The organism is Deltaproteobacteria bacterium, assembly GCA_016183235.1.
GTDB lineage: Bacteria > UBA10199 > UBA10199 > DSSB01 > JACPFA01 > JACPFA01.
Map to the genome: position 1 here is coordinate 19,534 of JACPFA010000038.1, position 25,987 is coordinate 45,520.

The window sequence follows — 25,987 nt, forward strand, 5'->3', positions numbered from 1 at the left end:
GGTTTTTAGTTTAGTGGAGAGTAGGGTTTGTCTAAACTAATTTCGATAGATTCTGTGGGTGGGGCAAAGGCGTTGATGACTTGGTAGCCAATGCGGCTTTTATTTTGGGCATCGGTGTGTTCAACCAGAATAATGACATCTTTAAATTGAGTTTCAAAAAATAATTGAAAACTGCTGGGTTTGTTTAAAGTCGTTTGGGCTAAAGGTGCCGTGCCTTGAACGGGGCACAGCCCGCTGGCACAAGCAGTAGTTAATAAGGCTGAAACTTTAAAGTCACCGTTTTCATAATCTTTGAATAGAACTTTGCCGCTGATAGCCACACTGACAGGGTGCGGCGCGACCGTTTGAGAAACTACGGGTTCATCTTTTTTGTCTTTTTCGACTTCAATAACGCAAAACTTAGATCCCGTTGTAACCAAAAAGATATAGGCCAAACTGGCTAATAAAAAACGACCCTTCATACCCTAATTATCGTAACTCCTTGAAAAAAGGTTGCTATTTTAATAATTTTCTCTCTCATTAGTGATTATGAATAAAACGGCTATCATATGGAACGAAAAATTTTTGCAACATGATACGGGCCTTGGGCATCCCGAAAGACCTGCCCGCTTGCAGGCTATTCATGAGGTATTGCAAGGGTATGGGAAAACCCTGGCTTGGCTTACCCCTGTTTTAGGGGCTAGAGTTGATATTGCTAGGGTTCATACCCAAACTCATGTTGAACAAGTTGAGTCTACCCAACAACGACCTCAATCTTATTTAGACCCCGATACGGTTACAAGCCAACAGAGTTGGGAGGCGGCCTTATTTGCCGTTGGCAGCACAATCGATGGTTGCCAAAGAGTGCTCGATGGAGAATTTGAGCATGCCTTTGCCTTGGTGCGCCCACCTGGCCATCATGCTGAAACAGACCACGCCATGGGGTTTTGTCTCTTTAATAATATTGCGATTGCTGCAGCTCACTTAATCGCGAGTCAGCATTTAAAAAAAATAGCGATCATTGATTTTGATGTGCACCATGGTAATGGCACCCAACATTCGTTTTATGATCGGGATGATATTTTTTATGTTAGCACTCATCAATATCCTTTTTATCCAGGGACGGGATCGGCAAATGAAAAGGGAACCGGAGCTGGTGCAGGGTACACCCTTAACCTACCCATGGCAGCTGGGGCAGGGGATGAAGAATATAAAATGGCCTTTCAAAATAAAATTATTCCTACGCTTCAAACTTATCAACCAGAAATGATCTTAGTCTCAGCCGGTTACGATGCGCATCGTTTAGATCCTTTGGCGAATATCAATTTAACGAAAGCAGGTTTTTATTCCATTGTTGCAATGATTCACCAACTCGCTCTTGATTGTTGCCAAGGGAAACAAGTCTATGTATTAGAAGGCGGGTATAGTTTGGAAGGTCTTAAAGAAGGGGTTCAGGCAACTTTAGATGTATTAACCAAAAAAAATATTTAATGGGGACCTCTAAAAACGACCCATCTGCAGAGCCTGTCCAGAGCGTAAGCGAAGGATTGCCCGCAAAGCCGCGATCCTCACGTATTTCCATATACGCTCCGGTCGCGTCTTTGCGGGCGCCTTGCATCTGGGCCCTTTTTAGATGCTAGTTTGCCGCCCAAGGAGAACGTTATGACTCAATCCCGACCCAAAGTTTCAGAACCCAAAATTTCAACCGTTGAACCCAATAAAAAATATTTTGCCACCCTATCAACCGAGAAGGGGGATATTAAAGTTGAACTCTATGCTCAAGATGCGCCCCTTTCGGTAACCAATTTTATTCAGTTAGCCAAGGCGGGTTATTATGACGATCTCACTTTTCATCGGGTAGAACCGGGTTTTGTTGTTCAAGGTGGAGATCCTTTAGGCAATGGCACGGGCGGGCCGGGTTACACGGTGCTTGCTGAAATTAAACGCAAACACCTGCAAGGGGCCTTGGCCTGGGCACGTACGGGCGATCAAGTTAACCCAGAACGGCGATCGAGTGGTTCACAATTTTACATCACCTTAAAAGCCACCTCTTTTCTAGATGGCGCCTATACGGTGTTTGGTCAGACCATCGAAGGTTTTGAGGTCGTCGAAAAGATTCAACGAGGCGATAAAATTCTAAAAGTTAAAATAGAAGAGGGTGCTTAAGCCATTTAGCAACCTTTTGGGTTTTAGGCCGAAATAATTCTTGTCCAAAACAGTGTACAAATCAAAGAGGTTATTTAAATCAAAGGGTTATTTGATTTGACAGGTCCTAGATCTTTTGTTACTTCCTGACTAAATATTCATTCAAACAGGACCTGAATCATTCGCCAAATGATAGGAGAAAGCTATGAGAAGCCAATGGGTTGTACTTTGCCTTTGTTTATCCCTGCTTATACCTAGTTCTGGTTATGCCTTTGTGGGTGACCTGATTAGTAATGAAGACGCCCTTGTGGTAGAAGATGAGTTTCAAATTCCCAGTGGTGATGTCATTGAAGTTCCTGTTTTAGAAGTAGAGCCTTTAAAACAAAAACCGGTTTTTGATAAAGTTACAACGAGCGCCTCACTTTTCTTCTATAAAGACGGTAATGAGATTGTCCCGGTGGTTGACACCTCCACCTTTTTCAAAGATTTTCGTGCATTGAGCATGTGGCCTTTACAAGGGATTGTGACGAGTCAATATGGGGTGCGACGTGGTGGGAAAAAAGTCGTTGCTACTAAAGGCAAAAGGCGGGTCAAACTTTTTTATTCTCGCCACCATGCTGGCGTTGATATTGCGGCTCCGATTGGTTCGCCTATCGTATCACCGAGTGAGGCCGTGGTTGCTTTTGTGGGTCTCAAAGGTGGTTATGGTAAGACGGTCATTTTAGATCATGGCAAGGGTGTTACCACTCTTTACGGCCATAATTCAGAAATCTATGTTGATGCTGGAGAAAAAGTGAAAGCCGGCGAACTCATTTCTCGCGTTGGCATGACCGGTCATAGCACAGGCCCTCATCTTCATTTTGAAATTCGTCAGGGTGGCAAGGCCGTTAATCCTATGAATTATATCAAAGGATTGCCAGTGCCCGAGGAATCTATCCGAACAGCTCAATACAAAACCTACTAAAATATTATTCCGTTGGGGTTGAAGGGGTGATGTCGTCGTCAAGCTCTTGCGGGTTAATTTCTAAAACGTTACCTTGTTCGTCAACAAGGCCTTTCAGGTAAGCTTCGATTTGGTTGGGTGCTAACAGCCCGGTAGATACTAATTTGTCTCGAACTCGCACATCAAATTCTTTTTCTTTGGTTTTATAAATCAACATAATTAATTTTTCTCCTTATGCTATGGATCCTCCGCCTTCGCGGAGGATGACATTATGGACGTTCGATTTCGAGGAGTGATTTACCTTCTTTAAATACTCGGATATTTCCTGTGGATTCGCTAATAACGATGGCAAGAGCGTTTGTCAAGGCCGTTATCCCAGCCGCCGCCACATGTCGACTGCCCAAACCAATTTGCACCTCGGTATTAGACCCTGAGGCCCCCAAGTAACGACCTGCGGTTACCAAGGTGCCATCTTCTGCAATAATAAAAGCACCGTCTAATGCACTAAATTCACGGATCGTTTCTTGTAAATCAGGGTTGAGAATATTGCAGTCTTTGGCTTCATAACCTTTGAAGGGGTTAATGATAAGCTGTTTACTCAAGGTCAAAACTTTTTCATGATCGCCCACGACAAAAATAGTGCCGACTCTTTTCCCTTCGCGGCCTTTAGCGGCCAATTCCATCGCTAAATTAAGTAATCTTTCTACAATGGCTGGATTGACCGTTTTAGAAAGCCCCAAGACCTGTTTGCTGCTAATGCCTTCATATTCTTTGCCGATTTCAAAATATAAGATTCGGTCAAACAGTTTATTTTCATGGTTTCCCGCCACAAAAACAACTTTATCTCCATTTTTGATAAGATTGGTAAAGATGGCATAAGCCAGGGCAACATTAACCAAACCCGTTCGACCCAAATTGACCCTTGGCAAGGTAACCACGTGAGAAAATTTCTTTTGAATGACTTCAAGCTCTGGGCCTTGAGCCTCGCTAACCACCACCAATTGAAAACCGCCTGTCTTTTCGGGAGGGGTATAGTCACCTAAAACGTCAAGATGAATAAAGACAAAGCCAGCTTTGATTGATTTGGCAATGTCAAAACTGTTTTTCAAAATGACTTTGTTGATGAGTTTCATATCAATTCAATCTAGATTGCTTGACCATCATGGATCCCGGATAAAGTCCGGGATGACACGGGTTCGCAATGACACATTACGGGAACATGCCTCGCAGTAACATGGCTGTTTTTACTTTTTCGATGCCTACCATTAACGCTGCCATTCGCATATTAACTTTGTTTTTTTCAGAAAAATAATAAACATTTTGAAAAGCCTTGGACATAATTTTATGCAAATTTTTATCGATTTCGTGTTCATCCCAAAAAAAGGATTGTATATCCTGCACCCATTCAAAATAACTAACCGTCACGCCACCGGCATTGGCCAATATATCAGGGATAAGAAAAATATCCCCACGATCCTCAATCACTTGATCAGCCGCTGTGGTAAGAGGGCCATTAGCTCCTTCAACAATTATTTTACAACGTAATAATTTGGCTTCTTTGGCATCGATGGTACTTTCAGTAGCGGCAGGAACAAAGACATCACAATCCAAAGAAAAAAATTCTTTGAGGTTTAAGACCTCTGCACCAGGTAATCCCTTTAAAGATTTATTTTCTAAAAGGTGTTTTTCAAGAGAGATGTAATCAAACCCTTGAGCATTGAAATAACAACCTGAAACATCACTGATCCCAACGACCTTGCAACCCAATGAAATCATTTTTTTGCAAACCGCACTGCCTACATTACCAAAACCTTGTATGATGACCTTGGTGTCTTCATCAATTTTCAACTTTAGAAATTTAATGGCTTCAAGGAGGGTATACACTAAGCCAAAACCGGTGGCATCTTTTCGCCCGACTGAGCCACCGATTACGACGGGTTTTCCGGTTACGACTTCAGGAATGGCATAGCCCTTCAACTGGCTATAGGTATCCATGATCCACGACATCACTTGTTCATTGGTCCCCAAATCAGGGGCTGGGATGTCAACCTCAGGGCCGATAAAATTGATAAACTCGGTTGTGTAACGGCGGGTGAGTCGCTGTAATTCTTGCCGGCTTAAAGGCGTGGGGTCAATACAAACTCCGCCTTTGGCCCCACCTAGGGGTAACCCTACCAACGAGCATTTCCAAGTCATGAGCATGGCGAGCGCACCCACTTCACCCAAAGAAACGTTTTTATGATAGCGGATGCCTCCTTTGTAAGGGCCCAAGGTGTCATTATGCTGGACCCGATAACCGGGCACAACCTGCACACTCCCATCATCCATACGAAAGGGGATGCTTACCAACATGGCTTTGTCTGGGACACGGAGCCGATTAAAAACATTCCGATCCAAATTTAAATGGTTGGCGGCAATTTCAAACTGGTGTTGGACCTGTTTAAAAAAGGGGTCGTCCCATTCTTTAAAGTTAAATTGTTCAGTCATTACCTTCTATTGTGCCTGATTTTAGAAATAATGAAAACTAATTTGACGAATACTTTATCATGCAAAGTTGGCAGGACTCCGTTGAGGGAGCCAACGCTCCATCGCCGACCCTAATGGAGCTAGCGGGTGGGAAGCCTTCCGCGGAGCAAAGCTCCGCGGCTTTCCTCACCCGCTAGCTCTCATTGGGGGCCCCGGCGATTCCGCTGACGGCTCCCTCAACGGAGTCCTGCCAACTTTGCATGATAAAGTATTTTAGAGTTTCCTATTGTATAACGTCTGAAAATCATTAAAATACTCTCGATTATGTTTAAAAAATGTCTCTTGGGAATATTGGCTGTTCTTTTTTCAAGTTATGCTTTAGCGACCCCTCCTGATCAAAACCCCTTTAGCCTTAATTTAGACGATAGCCCTAAGCAGTTGGTGGTGGGGGATGCTTTAACCCTAGAGTTTCGAATCACGGTTCCCCCAGGGTATTTTGTTTACCACGAAAAGACTTCTCTGGTCTTAGATCCATTGCCTAACTTTCTATCGGCTAAAATTGAATTGCCTCCACCCGAAGATCATTTTGATAAATTATTTGGTAAAAAAACTAAGGCCTATCTTTCCGATTTTTCTATTCTCGTAAAATTAACCGCCAATGCTCAAATGACTCCAAGTCTGCATACCTTGAAAGGCACACTCCGCTATCAAGGATGTTCTGACGAATTTTGTTACCTCCCGGTTAAACAAAATTTATCTATTCCCCTACAATTTGTAACCAAGGGGTCAGGTGCACTCACTTCAAATTATTCGGAGCCTTCTTTTTTTGATCAAGTTTGGAATCTCCTGGAGGAGGTTGACCCCAACAAACTTTTAGACCTCAATCGTGGGTTGTTGTTGTTGTTAGCCTTTTTGGCGGGCATGGTGACCTGCTTCACCCCTTGTGTTTTGCCCATTATTCCGCTCACCATGGCCTATGTAGGCGCACTGCAAAATGGAGTGCGCCACGGAGCGCGGTTTTTTTTTCTTTTTTTAGGCATGGCGGTTTCTTACAGTTTGTTGGGTTTGCTGGCCGCGAGTTTGGGGCTTAGCCTTGGGTTTCTCTTTCAGTCGCGTATTTTTTTGCTAGTCATCACAGGGTTGTTTCTTTTGTTTGCCTTCAGCCTTTTTGGTTGGATTCACTTGGCTCTTCCTACTGTTTTACAGAACCGTCTCTTAAAATTAGGGGGGAACAGCAACCACGGTGCTTTTTTAGTAGGGCTGACCTTTGGGTTGGTTGCTTCTCCTTGTGTTGGGCCTTTGGTGGGGCCTTTTCTCATTATTGCTGCAAAAAAGCAGAGTCAATTTTTTGGGTTCACGTTATTGCTTAGCTATGGCTTAGGCATGGGGCTTTTATTTTTTGTTTTAGCCAATGCCTATGGCCGAGTTTACAAAAAATTAAAGGGTCCCTGGGTTCGGCTTTTAAAAAATGCAGTTGCGATAACCCTCCTGTTTCCCGCTTTCTTTTATGGGTATACTTTTTATAGGACATTAGGTTTTCACACCCCGCAGGCAGATTTTTGGATTCATAGTTTAGAAGATGGTTTGGCTCAGGCTGCCCAAGAGAAAAAACCAATCCTCATTGATTTTTATGCAGACTGGTGCCCGCCTTGTTTAGAATTAGAGCACAGCACTTTTTCCAATCCTTTGGTTCAACAAAAAGCCAAAGACATCATTATGATTAAAGTTGACTGCACCTTAGAATGTGAGCAAGCCCAAGTTCGGTATAATGTGGTGGGTATGCCCACGATACTTTTTTTAGATCATCAAGGCAATCGAATGGGCGAGCTTACGGTGATGGGGGGTAGTGTTAAACCGAAAAAAATAATTTCGCTCATGGATCAAGCTTTAGAAAAAAATCGAGCCATACCATGATCAATGCCAATGCTATTCTTGAAGACATTAAACTCCCTGACTACAAAGAAAGACATGTCTTTACAGGCAAACTACGTTTAGTCATTTTTTTGATTTTTTGGGTGTTAGGTGCTACTTACTTTCGAGGAGTTTGGGCATCTTATGCTGTCATTCCGCTGATGATCAGCCTTAGTTTCCTGATTACGGGGATTTGTTACAATAATATTCTTCAAAATAAATATATTCTTACTTCTTTTATCTTGGAGATGCTGGCCGACTTATTGAGCATTAGCCTCGTTGTTTATATGACCGGAGGTGGCGAAAGCTCTTATTTTACTTTGTATATGATTTATGTGTCGGCCGCTGGGATGTTTTATTCGCCACGGATTGCCTTGCTAGCGGCCGTATTTTCTGTTTTGTCTTATGCCATTTTAGTTTTAGGGATTCACCATCAATGGATTCCACGCTTTGTTTATCCTCAACCGTCGTCAGCCTGGATGGCTTGGTTGCCTCAAACCCACTATTTAAACTTGAGCCTAGCCATCGTTTTTATCCCGGTTATCGTTTATGCGGTCAAGATTAGTTATTATTTTATTTCTCTTAAAGAAAGGGCTTTAGAAGTTCGCAATAAACAATTGTTAGCCCTTAATCGCATCAGTCGCACCATTAAACGGGCTACATCTTTAGAAGATGTTATTCAAAATGTCTTGAGCGGGGTTATTGAAGGTTTGGGTTACCAAGTTTGTTTTTTGGTATTGGTTGACAAACGGGAAGGGAATATTCGCTTTCATGTGCCTAAGGGCAATCCCTATATTCAACTCATTGAAGAAAAATTTGGGGTTTCACTTAAAGAATTAGAGTTACCTAATCTCGATGCCAACTCTATTTTTCAAGCGATCAAGCGCAATCGTATTGTCTTTCGACAAAAATTATCTGAACTTGTCGTAGGCATAGAACCTGCGCTCTTGGAAAATAGTGCCAATGCAATTCAACAAGAGATGGGTTTTAAAAAATTTGTGATTACCCCCTTAGTTGCTGAACGAAAAATTATTGGAGCCCTCGTGGGGGTAAGCATCCACGAATTTATTGATCAATCAAGCGTGGGTATTTTAGAAAGCTTTACCGATCAATCCGCCCTTGCCATCGACAGTGCTATTCTCATTGAAGAATTAAAAATCAAAAATGTGGAACTAGAGAGGGCCAATAAAATCAAAAGTGAATTTTTGGCCGTGATGAGCCATGAATTGCGGACCCCTCTAACTGCCGTCATTGGGTTTTCTGAACTTTTATTAGAAGGGGTGTTGGGGGAAATGAATCATGATCAAAAAGATAGCCTAAAAGAAGTTTTGAAAAATGGCGAGCACCTCTTGGGGCTCATTAATAGTGTGTTAGATCTTGCCAAGGCCGAGGCTGGCAAAATGGAGCTTAACCTAGAGCCGCTTAATTTAAACGACATTGCGGTTGATGTTAAAAATTCGGTTATTCCACTCCTTGATAAAAAGGGTCTTAATCTTGACCTCATTATTTCAGAGGACTTGCCCCTAATGTATGCCGACATGCGAAAGATGAAACAGATTTTGTTGAATCTACTTTCTAACGCCATTAAATTTACCCCTGAAGGGGGGAAAATCATTTTAAGCACCCATTATTCGGAAAACAAATTTATTATTCAAGTTAAAGACACTGGGATTGGTATCGCCAAAGCAGATTTAAACAAAATTTTCGATGTCTTTCATCAAGTTGATAGCTCTCATACACGTAAATATCAGGGCACAGGGTTGGGGCTAGCTCTAACTAAGCAGTTTGTAGAACTTCATGGTGGACGGCTTTTGGTCGACAGTGATTTAGGGCAAGGGTCGCAGTTTACAGTAGAAATTCCCAGGCAAATCCCAGTGGATAATGCGCAAGTGTAATGCCTTAAGTTTAGGGGTTTAACTTTCCTCAACCCGTGCGGAGTTTATCCTGAGGCTTGGCGAAGGACTCCTCGTATTCACACTTAAAAAACGTTGGGTTGTATGAAGTTAGTGTATTCCCTCTGGTCATACCCTAACTTCAACAAACCATACGTTTTTTAAGCGCTCATGACTCGTCGCTCTCGCACAAAGGGTTTCGGAAAGCTAAACCCCTAAACTTAAGGCATTACAGAAGTTAGGAATGAGAAGTTAGGAATGAGGTTGACTGTAAGTAAAAAAATGTCTAATAATCAAAAATGGTTGACCCCAATCCCGAAAAACTCAAACTGGCCCTCACCTTTGACGACGTTTTGTTAGTCCCTAACTATAGCGAATGTCTGCCGCGCGACGTTGAATTATCCACTAAACTTTGCAAGCAACTTACCTTAAATATCCCTTTGGTTTCTGCTGCCATGGATTCGGTAACCGAATCAAAAACCGCCATTGTCATGGCTCAGATGGGTGGGATTGGGATTATTCATAAGAACTTGAGCCTTCAAGTTCAAAGTGCTGAAGTTCAAAAAGTAAAAAAGAGTGAATCGGGCATGATTTTAGATCCCATCACCTTAGAACCGCGTGAAAAAATCCGTGCGGCGATTGAGCTCATGAAAGAAAATAATATTTCGGGGGTACCTATTACCGAAGGCAAGCGCCTCGTAGGGATTTTAACCAATCGTGATTTAAGATTCGAAATTAATTTAGAAAGACCTATTTCAGAGGTCATGACCAAAAAATTAGTGACGGTTAATGAAAAGGTTACTTTAGAAGAGGCTAAAAAAATTCTTCATGAACACCGCATCGAAAAACTTTTAGTGGTTGATCAACAAGGCAATCTTAAAGGTTTGATCACCATCAAAGATATTCAAAAAACTGAGGCCCATCCTCAAGCCGTTAAAGATGCCCGAGGCCGTTTGGTAGTGGGTGCGGCCGTAGGGGTGGGGGCAGAAGCCTTAGAGCGGGCGAACGCTCTAGTTCAAGCTGGCTGTGATGTTTTGGTGGTCGATACGGCGCATGGTCATTCCAAGGGTGTGTTAGACACCGTGCGAGAACTTAAAAAAGTTTTTCCACAAATGGATGTTTTGGCTGGCAATGTCGCGACGGCAGATGCGGTTCGTGATTTAGCAAAAGCCGGGGTCGATGGCATTAAAATAGGGATTGGGCCCGGAAGTATTTGCACCACACGAGTAGTGGCTGGGGTTGGCGTGCCGCAAATCAGTGCCATTATGGAGTGCTCAAAGGTAGCCAAAGAATTTGATATTCCTCTTATAGCCGATGGTGGCATTAAATATTCTGGCGACATCACCAAGGCCCTAGCCGTAGGGGCGTCGGCCGTGATGCTAGGCAGTTTATTTGCAGGCACCGATGAGTCACCCGGCGAACGGGTACTTTATCAGGGGCGCACTTACAAAGTATATCGCGGCATGGGTTCTATAGGTGCCATGTCAGCGGGTTCGAGTGACCGATACTTTCAAGAAGCCAATCTACCCGGTGATAAATTTGTGCCAGAGGGTATTGAAGGGGTGGTGCCTTATCGTGGGCCACTTTCAGATACCATTTATCAATTAGTAGGGGGTATCAAAGCAGGCATGGGTTATTTAGGTGCCAAAAATATCCCCGAGCTTTGGCAAAAAGCAAAATTTGTGCGGATTACCAGCTCAGGATTAAAAGAATCCCACGTTCATGACGTGATGATTACCAAAGAGGCTCCCAATTACTACCACGGGGAATAAATTATGGCTGTCATCCTCCGGCTTGACCGGAGGATCCATTATTGATGATAGTGGATCCCCCGAACAAGTCGGGGGATGACAAGAACGACAAAATGGACAAAGTTTTAATCCTTGATTTTGGTTCGCAGTATACCCAACTCATCGCTAGAAGAATCCGCGAGTTTCATGTTTATTCGGAAATACAACCCTATAACTACCCCCTTGCTAAAATAATTGAATTTGCTCCCAAAGCCATCATCTTATCAGGAGGTCCCGCCAGTGTTTTAGGTGATGATGCACCTTCACTCCCAATAGAGGTACTCAATCTAGGCATTCCGCTCTTAGGGGTTTGCTATGGTATGCAACTCCTCACGAAGCTTGCCGGTGGAACCGTAGCCAAGGCTCAATTTCGAGAATACGGCCGGGCTACCCTCAAAGTAGTCGAGCCTAGCGGGCTCTTTGAAGGGATGAAGAGTTCGAGTACGATTTGGATGAGTCATGGCGATTCGATTTTAACCTTGCCACCCCATTTTATTAAGTTGGCGGAAAGTATTGATGCGCCTATTGTGGCCATGGCCTTTCCAGCTAAAAAAATCTACGCCTTGCAGTTTCACCCTGAGGTTAGTCATACCGAAGAAGGGGCACTCATCTTAGAAAATTTTCTATTTAAAATCGCTGGGTGTAACCCCAATTGGAACATGAGTTCTTTTGTAGAGCGTACTCTACAAGAAATTCGCAAAACAGTAGGGCATGAAAAGGTGATTTGCGGGGTCTCAGGGGGTGTAGATTCTACGGTCACTGCCGTGCTTATTCACAAGGCCATTGGTGATCAACTCCAATGTATTTTTATCAACAATGGTTTGCTGAGAAAAAAAGAAGCTGAAAAGGTTATTTCAACTTTCGCTAAAAATTTTCATATCCCCCTGCATTATGTAGATGCCAGTGCTCGCTTCTTAAAAAAATTAGCCGGCATTGTTGATCCCGAAATGAAGCGAAAAATTATTGGTAATGAATTTATTTTTATTTTTGAAGAAGAAGCAAAAAAATTTGCTGCAGCACAATTTTTGGCCCAAGGCACCTTGTATCCCGATGTGATTGAAAGTGTGTCTTTTAAAGGCCCGTCGGCTGTCATTAAGAGTCATCACAATGTGGGTGGTTTGCCTAAAAATATGAAATTTAAATTGGTTGAACCCTTAAAGGAACTCTTTAAAGATGAGGTTAGGAGGGTTGGCGAAACTTTGGGGATTAGTCGAGAATTAACGCATCGGCACCCCTTTCCTGGGCCAGGCCTTGCCGTACGGATTTTAGGGCCGGTGACGCCAGAAGGTGTTGCTTTATTGCAAGAAGCCGATGATATTATCGTGAGCGAAATTAAGACGGCGGGTTTCTATGATAAAGTTTGGCAAGTCTTTGGGGTGTTATTACCGGTCAAATCAGTGGGCGTGATGGGGGATGAAAGGACTTACGCCAATGTCTTGGCCATTCGCTGTGTGCAGAGCACCGATGGTATGACAGCCGATTGGGTGCCATTGCCTTTTGATTTACTGTCAAAAATGAGTAACCGAATTATTAATCAAGTGAGTGGAATTAATCGAGTCGTTTACGATATCTCTTCCAAACCGCCTTCAACCATTGAATGGGAGTAGCCTAAGTGTTTACGCACCTCCATGTTCATTCTCAATATTCCTTGCTCGAAGGGGCTATCAAAATTAATAGCCTGATTGAGCAAGTTAAACAATTAGGCATGAATTCGGTGGCTATCACAGATTCAGGCAATTTGTTTGGGGCGGTTGAGTTTTACGAGACGGCCATCAAAGCGGGTATTAAACCCATTTTAGGCGCCGAAATTTATTATCTTACTCAAGGGGCTCTTCAACAAAAAGAAACAAAACGTAAAGATGGTCTTTTGGCCAATTTAGTTTTGTTGGTGATCAACGAAGTTGGATATAAAAATTTATGTCGATTGCTGACGATCGCTCATCTCGAAGGATTTTATTACAAACCACGCCTAGACAAACAAACTCTAGCCCAACACCACGAAGGGCTTTTTGCTTTATCGGGGACTTTGAAGGGAGAAGCTCACCACCATTTGCTTGAACAAAACCCTCACTTGGCAAAAACGGCACTTGAAGAGTTGGCCAGCTTCTACCCCAATCGCTTATTTTTAGAAATTCAAGATCATGGTCTGCCCCAAGAAAAATTATTGCGCCCTGAGTTAATTCGTTTAAGCCAAGAAACTGGCATTCCTTTAGTGGCTACCAATGACTGCCAATATCTTTTGGCGCAACACCAGAGTGCCCATCAAGTTTTACATTGTATTAAAGTGGGGCGCACTCTCAAAGAAGAAGAAGATCGAGCGGTTTTTACCACCGACCAATTTTATTTAAAATCCCCTGAAACCATGCAAAAAGCCTTTCAAGATTTGCCGGAGGCCTTGGCCAACACTCAAAAAATTGCTGAAAGTTGCGAATTTAAATTTACCTTTGATCAATATTATTTCCCTAAATACGAATCTGTTGAAAATTTAAGCACCGAGGAACTTTTAACCAAAAGAACCCAAGTTGGATTTAGCCATCGTTGGGAAAAGGTTCAACATCAATACCCTGCTGAAAAACAAGCAAGCCAATATGAGATTTATCAAAAGCGAATTGAAGAGGAGCTTGCTGTTATTTTAAAAATGGGGTTTGCCGGCTACTTTATTATTGTTGCTGATTTTATTAATTTTGCAAAAAGTGAAGGTATTCCGGTTGGCCCTGGGCGCGGGTCTGCGGCAGGTTCTTTGGTTGCCTATTGTCTCAACATTACCGACATTAATCCCATGCCCTTTGACTTACTTTTCGAACGGTTTTTAAACCCCGAGCGCATTAGTATGCCCGATGTGGATATTGATTTTTGCATGAAGGGGAGAGACCGGGTCATTGAATATGTTACGCAGAAATATGGTAATGTTTCACAAATTATTACCTTTGGGACACTCAAAGCCAAAGCCGTGGTGCGCGATGTGGGCAGGGTGTTGGATATTCCCTATGGGGAAGTCGATCGTATTGCAAAGCTCATTCCCAATGCCCTTAATATTACGCTTGAACAAGCTTTGAAAGAAGAGCCGACCCTGCAAGAATTGCTGCAAAACAATCAGCAGATTCGTCAACTCATTGAAATCGCCAAAACCTTGGAGGGCCTTACCCGCCATGCCTCAACCCACGCGGCTGGGGTGGTGATTGGTGATCGAGCTTTAACCGAATACCTGCCACTTTATCATGGCACTCACGATGAAATTGTTTCTCAGTTTGATATGAAGGCCGTTGAAAAAATCGGCCTCGTTAAGTTTGATTTTTTAGGGCTTAAGACCTTAACCGTTTTAGATATTGCACGCAAAATTATTAAACGCGTTCAAAATATCGACATTCATTTTGATGAAATCCCTTTAGACGATGTTAAAGTTTATGAACAACTTTGCAGTGGTGACTCTTTGGGGATTTTCCAATTAGAATCCTCAGGCATGCAAGACCTGCTGGTTCGCCTTAAACCCAACCGTTTTGAAGACCTGATTGCGTTGGTGGCCCTTTATCGACCTGGCCCCTTGGGAAGTGGCATGGTGGATGATTTTATCAATCGCAAACACGGTAAAACAAAAGTTGCTTTTGAATTGCCACAATTAGAATCCATCCTAAGTGACACCTACGGGGTTATCCTCTACCAAGAACAGGTCATGAAGATTGCAGCGGTGTTGGCCAATTTTTCGTTAGGCGAAGCTGATTTGTTAAGACGGGCCATGGGCAAGAAAAAAACCCAAGAGATGGCCAAGCAACGGGAACGTTTTTTGAAAGGCTCTACCGATAATCATATCCCTCGAAAAAAGGCTGAAAAGATTTTTGATTTGATGGCTAAATTTGCTGAGTATGGTTTTAATAAATCTCATAGTGCGGCCTATGCCCTCGTTTCTTATCATACCGCTTATTTAAAAACCCATTATAACGTTGAGTATATGGCGAGCGTGCTTACCCACGAAATGGGCAATACCGATAAAATTTTAATTTACATCAACGATTGTAAAGAACATGGCATGACCCTTTTGCCGCCTGATATCAACGAAAGTTATCGTTATTTTTCAGTCAATCAAGATCGGCAGATACGTTTTGGTTTGGCAGCAGTCAAAGGGGTAGGGGATGCAGCTATTACGGCTATTATTGAAGTGCGAGAAAAGGTTGGTAAATTTAACAACCTTTTTCACCTTTGTGAATGGGCTGACACACGGAAGGTTAATAAAAAAGTCCTCGAGGCTTTAATTAAATGCGGTGCGTTTGATCGCATCGATGCCGATCGGGCTTCAATGCTTGCCAACTTAGATGGGGCCTTGGAATGGGGCAATAAACGCCAAATGGAAAAAACCGTGGGGCAGGTCAATATGTTTACTCAAAGCCCAACTTTGGCACGCGTAAAACCCTGGGGTGAAAAAGAGCGCTTAACCTTCGAAAAAGAGGCCTTAGGTTTTTATATTACGGGCCACCCTTTAGAACGTTACCAAGGCCAAATTAAAAATTTAACAAAATATTCTATCCAAAATTTAAAAGAGGCCCAAGACAAAGAACAGGTAACTATTTGCGGGGTGGTGAGTAGTTTAAAAATGATTCGCACCAAGCAAGGCAAAAAAATGGCGTTTGTTAATCTAGAGGATTTAACCGGTTCTTTAGAGGTGATTGTCTTTAGCGAGTGTTATCAAAACGCTGTGCGATTTTTAGAAGGGGATATTCCGCTTTTTGTTAAAGGTCGGGTAGATGCCGGAGAAGACAATATAAAAATTATTGCTGAAGAAATATTACCCTTAGATAAAGTTCGTTTATTGAAAACTCGAAGCATTCATTTTAAAATCGAGAAAATTTTAGCGAGTCAGCACGCCTTGGAACAACTTAAAAAGATTCTTTTAGATTATCCTGGTCATACCCCAGCCTATTTGCACCTCTTGGCTCCAGGGCAACAAGAAACCATTCTGTCTCTACCCAGCGAGTTGTCGGTTGATATTAATGATACTTTTATTCAAAAAATAGAGGACCTATTTGGGACAGATAGTGTGATTTTACACTAACTGTCATTGTGAGCAATGTCATCCCTGCGAAGGCAGGGATCCATGATGCCGTGGCAATCTCGATTGGTACTATGTTTGAAGCAGCTTTTCTAATTGGAGTAAAATTTCCTAATACCACCCGGGAGGAGTGTGAAAATTCTCTGACCGAGTTACAAAATCTCACTCAAACTTCCGATGCCAAGGTGGTAGGCCAAACCTTTCAAGATTTAAAAACGAGTCATCCAGCAACTTTTTTAGGGAAGGGGAAAATATCCGAAGTTGCTCAAGCCCTTTGCTCCCGTAAGTGCAACCTGGTGATCATTGATACAGAATTGAGCCCGGCCCAAAACAAAAATCTACAAGAGGCCCTTAAAGTTAAAGTGGTCGATCGTACGGGTTTAATTCTTGATATCTTTGCTAAACACGCCAAAACCAAAGAAGGTAAGATGCAAGTTTCATTAGCACAGTGCCTCTATACCCTGCCAAGATTAGTGGGTATGTGGGAACATTTTAGCCGGCAACAAGGGGGTATTGGCGTGCGGGGGCCGGGTGAAACTCAACTCGAAGTCGATCGCCGCCGGATACGCGAAAAGATGGCCCACATTCGTAAAGAACTTCAACAAATTAAAAAAACGAGAACCGTACATCGCGCGCAACGCGAAAGCGTGCCCATCCCCCTTGTGTCGATTGTTGGCTATACCAATGCGGGCAAATCAACTTTGCTCAACACCCTGACTCAAGCGGGAGTTTTAGTCGAAGACAAACTTTTTGCCACCCTTGATCCCACGGTTCGCCGATATCGCCTGCCTTCCGGCCGCAAGATTTTATTGGCCGATACGGTGGGTTTTATCAGTCGTTTACCCCATGAATTAGTTGAGGCCTTTAAATCAACGTTTGAAGAGGTTTCGCGAGCCACTTTGCTTTTACATTTGATTGATGTTTCAAATTCCAATTGGAGAAAACAAGCGCAAGTTGTGCGGCTTGTCTTACGAGAAATGGATTTGCACCGCAAACGCAGCTTAAATATTTATACTAAAGTTGATTTAGCCCCAGAATTTAAAACCAAAAATGGGATTTTAATTTCAAGCCTTAACAAACAAGGGCTTGATGAACTAGTGCAGGCCATCGATGATGCTTTATCGACTCGAGAAAAGATTTACCAATTTCAGGTACCTTACGACGCAATGCAAGTTTTACCTATGCTTTACGAATGTGGCCGAGTTTTAGAAAGAAAAGACCAAAAAGAAGGTATACAATTCAAAGTGTCACTAAACACCAAATTCAGAAAAATAATTGAATCTCAAATAGGTCTAAAAATAAAAAAGATGAATGTCATTCTGAACCCAGCAGGGTGAAGAATCTTCCATTTCGTAATCCGAAGTGGAAGATTCTTCGCTTTGCTCAGAATGACAAAGAATTAATAAGCAATCTTATTCGTCAGTTTTACTGAGCAGTCATGAATGGCTGAAGCGATGGTTTGACCTAAAGGTGACTTTACAAAGAAATCACCACCAACCCCAAAGCCTGCGCCGCCACCACCTGAAATGCGAAAATCAACTTTGCTCTTGCAAACTTGTTCGCTAGCCATGATTTCGCTAGTTGAACTGTCGTAAATACGGCAGGTCATGCAAAATTTGCTGGCTTTCGGGCTAATCCGACCAAAACCAAAGCCACCCCAACTACCACCTAAGCCTGCTATAGTACCACCAATGTTATCTTTAGAAGCACCGGTCATTGCAAAGGAGATTAATTTGCCAGCTAATTTTACGTCTTTGGAGCGAGCTACGTTTTGCCCAGGCTTAGCGTGGGTTTGGCGCAGGTATTGCTCCCGTTCAAAGCCTTGGCTTACCGAATAACCACCCCGTTCCAGCACCCGATAGCAGCCCGAATTGACCAATTCATTCACCACCACATCGCGGGCATTCATGGAAAAATCATTCCAATCGATGGAAATATTTTCGGTTCTAAAGGTATCGACCGCTACACTCATTTTTTCAGAACAACTTGGATATGCTAGGTTACTTTTTTTAGAAAGGGCATTGTGGGGAACCATGGCTAACACAGCAACGAAAGCTACGCTTAACCCCAAAGAGTAATAATTTTTCATAACGAATTGACCTCCAGGAAATGTTGAAAAACTCACTTTCTGTCATCCCTGCCCCCGATCAGGTCGAGGGTAAACTCCAGCAGGGATCCAGTGATTTTAAAAAGTGCTGGATTCCCGCCGGAGTTTACCCCTGCGCAGGCAGGGGCGGGAATGACATTTTTCAACAAGCCCATAATAATATTTTTTATAAATAGCAAATATAAATAACGTATACTAACATGCCTACCGCCCTTAAAGACACCTAAGCTGCTTGAAAGGTTAAAATTTCCTTATGACATGGGTAACCTTGCCTAATTTGATTACCATCTTTCGGCTTTGTTTAATTCCCTTTTATCTCTATTTTTTCATTCAGGGCCAATACCGCCTAGCCATTATCATTTTTGCATTGGCGGGGATCTCAGATGTGGTGGATGGGGGACTAGCCCGCTACTTTAAGCAAAAAACCCGCTTTGGTTCCATCATGGACCCAGCGGCCGATAAGATTTTGATGTTATCGACCTATTTAACCTTAGGGCTTACGGGCTTTATCCCCATGTGGGTGAGTTGCCTGGTTATCTTGCGCGATTTATGGATTGTATTGGGCATTTTTTATTTAAAGGCCCAAGCCAAGGTCTTTAATTTTTCAGCCACTCAATTGAGTAAGTTGAATACCTTTTTTCAGCTTTTCACGGCCTTAGGCTTCTTTTTAAAGGCCTTTCAGGGGCAAGAAAGGATTGCCTGGTTACAACCTATTGAACCCTGGCTTTACCCTGGATTACAATGGATCATGTGGATCATGGTTTTAACCACTGTTTTATCAGGCCTACAGTATACCCAAAAAGGGCTAAAAATTCTTAACACCTAAACTCATGGGCATTTTTAAAAATAGAAAATACAAAGTCATCGTTAGCGATTTTCATTTAGGCAAGGGGCGAAGAAACCCCGATGGATCTACTAATTTAATAGAAGACTTTGATGCCGATCGCGAATTTATTGCCCTGATGGATTATTATCTCAAAGACACTTTTAAAAATGCACACGTTGAACTGGTGTTAAACGGAGATTTTTTTAATTTATTGCAAATTGACTATCGTAATCGTTTTACCGATTTTATCACTGAGGCCGATGCCCTGCATAAGACCATGAGCATTCTGCATGGGCATAGTGAGCTTTTTGATAAATTAGCCGAATTTTCCCAAAGCCCAAACCATCAGGTCATTTTTATTTTAGGCAATCATGATCCAGGGCTATTATGGCCTGGGGTGCAAGCGGCGCTTCGGAAAAGATTGCAGGGTCAAGTGGACTTTCGCATGGAATCTTATGAAGAAGATGGGGTGTATATCGAGCATGGCAATCAATATTATGCCGATAACCGGTATGATCGAAGCCAATATTTTTTAACCAAAAAACTCCCGGAGCCTATTATTAATCTGCCCTTTGGCAGTTTTTTCATTATTCACTATTTAAACGAAATCAAAAAAGAGCGCCCGTATTTCGACAAAATCTATCCGATGCGGGCTTATTATCGCTGGGCCTTTATTCATGATACCTGGTTTGCCATCAAGGCTATTTTAAAATTTATATTTTTCTTTTTTTGGTTTCATCTTAAACCCAATCCCGCCAAGAAGATAAATTTAATCCAATCATTGCAAATTATTAAAGAAGCGCCAATTCACCCCAAACTCGATCGGGAAGCTAAAAGAATTCTTTTTTCGAAACAAGATATTCACATTGTAGTTTTTGGCCATACCCACGCTTGCGTGCATCGCCAATTTTCTCCGGGTAAAGATTATTTTAACACCGGCACTTGGAATGAGCGAATCAGCTTAGAGTTGGGTTCGCTGGGCAGGGCCAAGCGGCTGACCTATGTGCACATTGACCAAGAAGAGGGGAAGCCCCCGCAAGGGTTTTTGCGTGAATGGAAAGGGAAGAGCGATGTCTTTGCCGAGGTCTTTTGAGGTTATTAAACTAGGGTTAAAAACTTACCCGGAAGCCTTGAGTCTTCAACAAGAATATTTGGCAGAAAGAATTTCTGGTAAAATCAAAGATAGATTATTGATCGTTGAACACCCACCCGTGATTACAGAGGGACGGCAAACTTCTAGTGCCGATTTCTTTTTTACCCCCGCTTATTACCAAGCAAAAGGTGTTGAGGTTTATAAAACCAATCGGGGAGGGCGTTTGACTTATCATGGCCCCGGTCAATTAGTGGTTTATTTTATCTTTTCGCTGAGTGATCGAAAATTATCGGTGCCACAATTTGTCAAAAACGTCGAAAAGGCGATTATGGCTGTGCTGCGGGAGTTTCAAATTAAGGGCGCAACAATCCAAGGCATGCCCGGAATTTTTGTAGGTCATAAAAAGATCGCCTCGCTTGGTTTCCACATCCACAAAGGGGTAAGCATGCATGGCATAGCCATTAATGTTCATAATGACCTGACCCCATTTAGTTGGTTCAATCCCTGCGGCATGCCTGAGAGTTATCAAATTACTTCCCTATCCAAAGAACTTGCCAAGCCCATCTTATTGCCACGAGTTACCCAAAGTTTGGTTGCTGCATTGGACTATTATTTTTAAAATAGCTGTCATTCTGACCCCGCAAGTGTATACATTACGTATACGTAATCTATGATTTTTGAGAGGTTCGTCCAAACTATTTTGGTGGATTGGCCGATAAGCTTAGCAAGGGGGAAAGCTATGGCAACGATCAAAACAAAAGATTACGACCCAATTTTAATAGCAAACATGGCCCTAAAGCATCTGAAGCCAAAAGATAATGAGGCAAAATCAGATCTTTTTAATAAAGCCAAGGAATTAGCTACAGAGGTAGTCGATCAGGTTGATGGTGAGCATCTAGAAGGTGGGGGAAAGGTCGGCGAGCTAACCTCATCTGAGAGGAGAGAAACCTGGAAAAGGGTTTATCAGACGCTAAAAGCAGACAATTATCGTGTTAATCCACTTTGGAAAAAACCACCTACACTCATTGTTGAAAAAGGAAAATTTGTAGAAATTAAAGAAGGCAGTGATCGGCCTCTTCGTGTGGTTGTTAAAAATGGTGGCTTTCTCACTTTGTCACCAGGAATATCCGAACCCAGAACTAGCCTTTTTGTTGAAGAAGGGGGAACAGCCATTGTCGGTGCAAATGTTTTGCTCGGCAGTGCTGCTGTTGAAGGCGGAGGATCCATTGAAATAGAAAAGAACGCTCATATTCGAAATCTGCATTCAGAAGTAGAGGCCACTCTTATGCCAGAAGCAGCTTTAGCTTGTTACTCGCTTGTAAGCCCGGAACAAGTTGATCCATCATGGACTGACTGCGAGGTCAGAGCAACTGATGCTAGATCAAAAGACATTTCACAAAAAGATTAGCAAAAAGATTGAACCCAACTTATTTACCGGGAGTCGTGGCAATATGAGGGAAGGCTTTGAGTATTTTTTTATCGGTGGTTAGTAAGCGGAGGTCTAAATCTTTAGCAAGTGTGACAAATTCGCAATCGTAAGCTGAACATGATGATTCTTGGGCTAACAATAAAACTTGTTCTGAGGAAACAGCATATTCTTTTCCACGAAAATAACTTTCTATTTCCTTTGCTAAGGCTAAGGCTATGTCGATAGTCATAAGTTTGCGTTGTAAATAAGTAGCCAATACATTGCGAAATTCTGAGCGCCAAAGCAGGGGAGCAACCCAATCGGAGTCTTTTTTAAAAGCTTTTTCGGCTTGCGAAGTGAATTCCCCTGGGATCCAGAGATAGGCAATGATATTGGTATCAACGACGATCATGGCCGCCCTTGCTTCTTAAGATTTACCAAATCTGAATTTTTGATATAGCCCCTGATCCTACTTCTAAGTTTTTGGGCACGCAATAACAGAGAATCTGGATCAATCTTTTGACTTTTAAAGTTGGTCTCTAAATAAGCAATAATTTCACTATTAAGGCTGCGGTGATGACGTAGGGCTTGTGCTTTTAGTTTTTCATGCAGCAGATTGGGCAAATTTTTAAGAGTGATAGTAGCCATGAACTTCCTCCTTTACAAAATGGTTTCATTATGGAACCATAATGCATTTAAAGAAAAAGATCAAGCCCCTGATGGTTTTGATGCTTCCCATTATACTTACATCTTCATAAAGCAAGGTGCATTATCCCCTTACCAGGGGGAATATCATGGAAGCGTTTGTCATGTGTTGGTATGTTGTGCATGAAAAGATTTTTCACAACCTCGAGGCGTAACGGGACGATGAGTATATCTTGCGAATCCCGCGCCTCATTGGGAACTCCTAGATTGCTAATGATAGCCTTAGTTGCCTCGTTCATAGGGAACACAATATAGGTACTTTTGTCATCTCCAACCTGCTTGTTGACATATGAGTCCCATCGTGGTTTGGACTCCGACCATTTGGATTCGGGCTGTTGCAACTGTGGAACCAGGGCGATAAATATCGGTTTGTCTTGTGGCGCCGAGTGGATCGCCTGTTTGAGTTCGCCATAGTGGCGCATCATAGAAGAAATAAGAAAGTCATCATTGGGATTTGATAGCCCGGGCTGCCGGAGGATCTTTTTTAAGCCTTCCGATGCGACATTGGTATTTAATAGTTCTTTTAACTGGTCGGGAGGAACATTCTCAAGACCGAATTCAACCCGCGGTGAAGTTATCAAGTTGCGGATACAGTTTTTTGAATCATCACCTGCACCAACTAGTACTTCTATCGAATCAAAAGAGAGATTGTGAAAATCGACAAGGGGGCCTTTACTCCGATCAGGTAGAACCCCCCGTTTTTTTGCGGAGATGGTAACGGGATTGGTATCTTTAGGATCTAAGACAAATGCGACCGGTATGCCCCTCTCGGCCTGCTCTATGCCCTGATTTGAAACATGTTTCGGGTTGCCCAGAATATTGGGCATTAGTGCGGATAAATATGTGGGGTCTTTGTTTGATTCACTACCCACGTAAATCACATCTATTCCATTGTTTGTGGCCCAATCACGAAGCTCGTGACAGTTATGGCACCAATATTCACCAAAGATGACGAGAACCTTTCGTCCGCCTTGTGTCGCCTCCTTCACGGCGGCACCAAAATTCTTGATGGCTTCTGCGGTATTTCTGTAGCTGACCTTACGTAACGTCCCAGGTTGCGGCGGTGCAGTATCTTGCGGTCCGCCGGCGTGGTTCGTGTAGGCTGCCGAGTTGCCAAAACGGGCTGCTCGGAGTTGCCCTTCGTTAGGCATCCGCGGTGCGGCAGGTTGTGGATGGGTTAATCCACCCGGCGGGTTTACGGTGTCTGCGGTATTCGTAGTAGCTGCCGGTTGATCTGTGGGTGTAGTGGGTGTATAGGTCACTGCAGGCGAAGAACCGACTTTCACCTCTGGCATATTGCCTCCTTTGCTGTCAAAAACTTTTATCGCAAGAAAGGAAAGAGTAAGTTGCTTACTTAAGTTGTTGCGAGGTTCAAACTGTATACTTGTAGTATGCAGAACCTACTCTGTTTAAAGGTTTTACCCAAACTATTCACCAAGCTGGCCGACAAGCCTACAAAGGGGGCGTTATGTCTTGTTATAAAGTTGAGGGAAGATCACAACCCGTCTGTGATTCCGTAAAAGAAGCTAGTGATTTGGGAGAGGCCATGGCGTTTGATGCCGCTCTTGTTGGTGTGGCTAGTGATGTTGCCGATGTTGGATATCAGTTTGGGAAAGGGTTTTATAAAGGGCTGGAGAATGCTGCTGCAGGTTCCTTTCATATTGCCTGGAAAATTTTTTCCCCCCGTAGTAGTTTTTTGGAACATATAGACGGTATCAATGAGTTTGTTTATGGATCTGCCAATGCAGTAAGTGGTGGAGTTTTGTATTGGGTTGTGAACGAAGGCCTGGGGATTGACGTTCCTTATTTTACACCGCTTCCAGGAGTAAATACAGTCGAAGATGCCGGGGCTGCCGCTGCGAATATTGCCATGGTTGCAGGTCCAGTGGCATACGTTGCCGTTAAAGTACCGCTCAAAGCGAATCTTGCGGTCCAAATGGAAAGCCCCAAGGTAGCTCGAGCTCGAGTTCCAACAGAGGCTGAGTTTCTAAAAAGGTGGGGGGACCCTGGTGAGATTGTTAGAAAAGCTCTAGCTGCAGCTGAAGAAGAGCTTCTCAAAGCGAAGCCTGCTTCCGTTCAAGTTGATGATGGCCTTCCATCAACCCGAGTACAAACAAAAACACCAAACGTAAAAGTAGTAGAAGCAACATCATACGATGTATTGTCAACGTTGATTCAAAAGGAGAGGGATAGTAATAGCGTCTGCGCTGATGTTCTCAATTACGTAAGAGATCACCACGATGAAGTTACAATGACGCATGTTGAAGCGTTAGTCGCCCTTTTGCGAAAAAGCAGGGCAACACAGGTCTTAGTAGAGCTTGCAAGACTACGACCTGATTTGGCAACATCCATTATCGATCATCTTATTGGCCAAGGAACCCTCAATGCCATTAGGGTGCTGGGTTACATTTTCAACACTCATCCAGAATATGTTACCATCGAACATATTTACAGGATATTTGTGGAATTACCCAACCCCAAAGAATACTATGATTTAACGAATGATTGGCTTAGCATAAAACTCCAGATCGGCGCAAATGAATCGACAGCCCTCCAACAACTTGTGGCTCTGCAATATCCGGATCAACTGCGTGAACTCGGTGATCGATTGGTGGATGCATTTGAATGTAATGTTCACCTAGAAAATGCCTTAACGCCATTGATAAAAGGCGATAGAATTCTTCTTTCGGGGCTAAGTCCCTGGTTAAAAAGACAGGCCCTCCGTAGAAATCTTTGGGTAGAGCCTTTGGCTAAAGGCCTGGTTGAACGTGCCCTAGCAAGAGGGCACTACGCAGATGTTATGTTTGATGATCTCAAAAGTAGATATTTAGTAGCAGAAGACATTTTAGCCTGGATCCGCCAAACCGATTTTTATGCCGATGAAAGCCATGGCAGGAGATTATACGAACTGGCAAAAGATAACCCGGCGTTGCTTGGCCCTGAAATCATTCAAGAGTTATTAGCCAACCCACATTTAGTTCGGGTATTAACAGAAATTGCTTTTCAAAAGCCTGACCTGTTAACAGCGGCTGATTATCTAAAGCTTGTGAGGAGTTTGATTGATCAGAATCAATTACCTTTACTAGCCAAACTACCCAAGGACCTTGCACTAAGATTCGATCCTCATTTGATAGATACCTTAGATGAAACAGAATAGCATAAACTCTATTTAACCAAGCTTGTTGAAGAGGCTCTAGCTCAGCGAGTCATGCAAAACCGCCAAGTAAAATCCAAAAAGAAATTTAAACTTCATATGTTTAAAGGTAAGGGGGTGCAGCCCGGGGTTGATCTTGATAGCACAGCATCCCTGTTAGATATTATGGAGCCTCATGCTGGCTCTTAAGGTGAAAAAAAAGGCATGCTAATGGATCCCATTAGCATGCCTGGATGAAAATTGTTTCTAGCCTACTACGGACGTATGTTTCTAAGAAGACACGTGCGGTAGTACTCTGTCTCATAGCCGATGAACTGGGTACCATCCTCACATGACTCGTGGACATAGCTATCATAAGAGCTAATCTCGCAACTTGCATAAACATTTCCACTGCATTGTTCTAAGGCTTCATCCACAGCTAAGTTAGCAGCAGCTTCCCAGGCATCACTACAACTATGGGAAAACTTCCTCAATACTCGCTTAGCATGCGCTTTGGCCCTCTGACAGGGGTCAAGACTCGAGAGATC

22 protein-coding genes are annotated in these 25,987 nt (G+C 43.0%); 14 read left to right on the forward strand and 8 right to left on the reverse strand.

What is annotated here, in order from left to right:
• Positions 1-5: 5 nt before the first annotated feature.
• On the reverse strand, positions 6-461 hold the full coding sequence (locus tag HYU97_09465) for a hypothetical protein (GenBank protein MBI2336970.1): 456 nt from the start codon (positions 459-461) through the stop codon (positions 6-8).
• A 67-nt stretch (positions 462-528) separates the two neighbouring features.
• Here HYU97_09465 and HYU97_09470 point away from each other — a divergent pair, with 67 nt between their 5' ends.
• The 3 genes from HYU97_09470 (at position 529) to HYU97_09480 (ending at position 3,088) form a co-directional block, all read left to right on the forward strand.
• Positions 529-1,470, forward strand: coding sequence for a histone deacetylase (locus tag HYU97_09470; GenBank protein MBI2336971.1), 942 nt, complete (start codon positions 529-531; stop codon positions 1,468-1,470).
• A 171-nt stretch (positions 1,471-1,641) separates the two neighbouring features.
• Positions 1,642-2,145 (forward strand): peptidylprolyl isomerase, encoded by a 504-nt coding sequence (locus HYU97_09475; protein MBI2336972.1) that lies wholly within the window; start codon positions 1,642-1,644, stop codon positions 2,143-2,145.
• 184 nt (positions 2,146-2,329) lie between these two features.
• Positions 2,330-3,088: a M23 family metallopeptidase gene (locus HYU97_09480; protein MBI2336973.1), complete on the forward strand. Its 759-nt coding sequence runs from the start codon at positions 2,330-2,332 to the stop codon at positions 3,086-3,088.
• 4 nt (positions 3,089-3,092) lie between these two features.
• Here HYU97_09480 and HYU97_09485 read toward each other — a convergent pair whose 3' ends face one another.
• The 3 genes from HYU97_09485 to HYU97_09495 all read right to left on the reverse strand — a co-directional run bounded on the left by HYU97_09485 (position 3,093) and on the right by HYU97_09495 (position 5,554).
• Positions 3,093-3,284 carry a hypothetical protein gene (locus tag HYU97_09485; GenBank protein ID MBI2336974.1) on the reverse strand — a complete coding sequence of 64 codons (192 nt, stop codon included), beginning with the start codon at positions 3,282-3,284 and terminating at the stop codon, positions 3,093-3,095.
• Positions 3,285-3,336: 52 nt separating this feature from the next.
• Positions 3,337-4,200 (reverse strand): DNA integrity scanning protein DisA nucleotide-binding domain protein, encoded by an 864-nt coding sequence (locus HYU97_09490; protein MBI2336975.1) that lies wholly within the window; start codon positions 4,198-4,200, stop codon positions 3,337-3,339.
• A 76-nt stretch (positions 4,201-4,276) separates the two neighbouring features.
• On the reverse strand, positions 4,277-5,554 hold the full coding sequence (locus tag HYU97_09495) for a Glu/Leu/Phe/Val dehydrogenase (GenBank protein ID MBI2336976.1): 1,278 nt from the start codon (positions 5,552-5,554) through the stop codon (positions 4,277-4,279).
• Positions 5,555-5,857: 303 nt separating this feature from the next.
• Between HYU97_09495 and HYU97_09500 the strand changes: the two genes are divergently transcribed.
• From HYU97_09500 to hflX, 6 genes are all read left to right on the forward strand, one after another.
• Positions 5,858-7,447, forward strand: a complete 1,590-nt coding sequence (locus HYU97_09500) for a thioredoxin family protein (protein ID MBI2336977.1) — start codon at positions 5,858-5,860, stop codon at positions 7,445-7,447.
• Complete coding sequence (locus tag HYU97_09505; GenBank protein MBI2336978.1) at positions 7,444-9,339, forward strand: HAMP domain-containing histidine kinase; 1,896 nt, start codon at positions 7,444-7,446, stop codon at positions 9,337-9,339. Before HYU97_09500 ends, HYU97_09505 begins: the two co-directional genes overlap by 4 nt.
• A 296-nt stretch (positions 9,340-9,635) precedes the next feature.
• Positions 9,636-11,108, forward strand: coding sequence for an IMP dehydrogenase (guaB, locus tag HYU97_09510; GenBank protein ID MBI2336979.1), 1,473 nt, complete (start codon positions 9,636-9,638; stop codon positions 11,106-11,108).
• 92 nt (positions 11,109-11,200) lie between these two features.
• Entirely contained in the window at positions 11,201-12,733 is a 1,533-nt protein-coding gene (gene guaA / locus HYU97_09515; GenBank protein MBI2336980.1) for a glutamine-hydrolyzing GMP synthase, read from the forward strand.
• A 5-nt stretch (positions 12,734-12,738) separates the two neighbouring features.
• Entirely contained in the window at positions 12,739-16,170 is a 3,432-nt protein-coding gene (gene dnaE, locus HYU97_09520; protein MBI2336981.1) for a DNA polymerase III subunit alpha, read from the forward strand.
• Between the two features lie 8 nt (positions 16,171-16,178).
• A complete protein-coding gene (gene hflX, locus HYU97_09525) occupies positions 16,179-17,504 on the forward strand; it encodes a GTPase HflX (protein ID MBI2336982.1) in 1,326 nt (441 codons plus the stop codon).
• 62 nt (positions 17,505-17,566) lie between these two features.
• Here hflX and HYU97_09530 read toward each other — a convergent pair whose 3' ends face one another.
• Positions 17,567-18,256, reverse strand: a complete 690-nt coding sequence (locus HYU97_09530; protein ID MBI2336983.1) for a hypothetical protein — start codon at positions 18,254-18,256, stop codon at positions 17,567-17,569.
• 271 nt (positions 18,257-18,527) lie between these two features.
• On the opposite strand from HYU97_09530, the gene HYU97_09535 reads away from it, so the two are divergent.
• The 4 genes from HYU97_09535 (at position 18,528) to HYU97_09550 (ending at position 21,601) form a co-directional block, all read left to right on the forward strand.
• On the forward strand, positions 18,528-19,100 hold the full coding sequence (locus tag HYU97_09535; protein ID MBI2336984.1) for a CDP-alcohol phosphatidyltransferase family protein: 573 nt from the start codon (positions 18,528-18,530) through the stop codon (positions 19,098-19,100).
• Between the two features lie 4 nt (positions 19,101-19,104).
• Entirely contained in the window at positions 19,105-20,193 is a 1,089-nt protein-coding gene (locus tag HYU97_09540; GenBank protein ID MBI2336985.1) for a metallophosphoesterase, read from the forward strand.
• On the forward strand, positions 20,171-20,812 hold the full coding sequence (gene lipB, locus HYU97_09545; GenBank protein ID MBI2336986.1) for a lipoyl(octanoyl) transferase LipB: 642 nt from the start codon (positions 20,171-20,173) through the stop codon (positions 20,810-20,812). Before HYU97_09540 ends, lipB begins: the two co-directional genes overlap by 23 nt.
• 120 nt (positions 20,813-20,932) lie before the next feature.
• The gene (locus HYU97_09550) at positions 20,933-21,601 is read left to right on the forward strand and encodes a hypothetical protein (protein MBI2336987.1); all 669 of its coding nucleotides are present in this window, start codon (positions 20,933-20,935) and stop codon (positions 21,599-21,601) included.
• A gap of 19 nt (positions 21,602-21,620) precedes the next feature.
• Here HYU97_09550 and HYU97_09555 read toward each other — a convergent pair whose 3' ends face one another.
• The 3 genes from HYU97_09555 to HYU97_09565 form a co-directional block, all read right to left on the reverse strand.
• On the reverse strand, positions 21,621-22,013 hold the full coding sequence (locus HYU97_09555) for a type II toxin-antitoxin system VapC family toxin (GenBank protein MBI2336988.1): 393 nt from the start codon (positions 22,011-22,013) through the stop codon (positions 21,621-21,623).
• On the reverse strand, positions 22,010-22,249 hold the full coding sequence (locus tag HYU97_09560) for an Arc family DNA-binding protein (GenBank protein MBI2336989.1): 240 nt from the start codon (positions 22,247-22,249) through the stop codon (positions 22,010-22,012). The genes HYU97_09555 and HYU97_09560 overlap by 4 nt, the downstream gene beginning before the upstream one ends.
• A 104-nt stretch (positions 22,250-22,353) precedes the next feature.
• Positions 22,354-23,601, reverse strand: a complete 1,248-nt coding sequence (locus tag HYU97_09565; GenBank protein MBI2336990.1) for a hypothetical protein — start codon at positions 23,599-23,601, stop codon at positions 22,354-22,356.
• A gap of 173 nt (positions 23,602-23,774) precedes the next feature.
• On the opposite strand from HYU97_09565, the gene HYU97_09570 reads away from it, so the two are divergent.
• On the forward strand, positions 23,775-25,463 hold the full coding sequence (locus tag HYU97_09570) for a hypothetical protein (GenBank protein MBI2336991.1): 1,689 nt from the start codon (positions 23,775-23,777) through the stop codon (positions 25,461-25,463).
• Positions 25,464-25,987 lie beyond the last annotated feature (524 nt).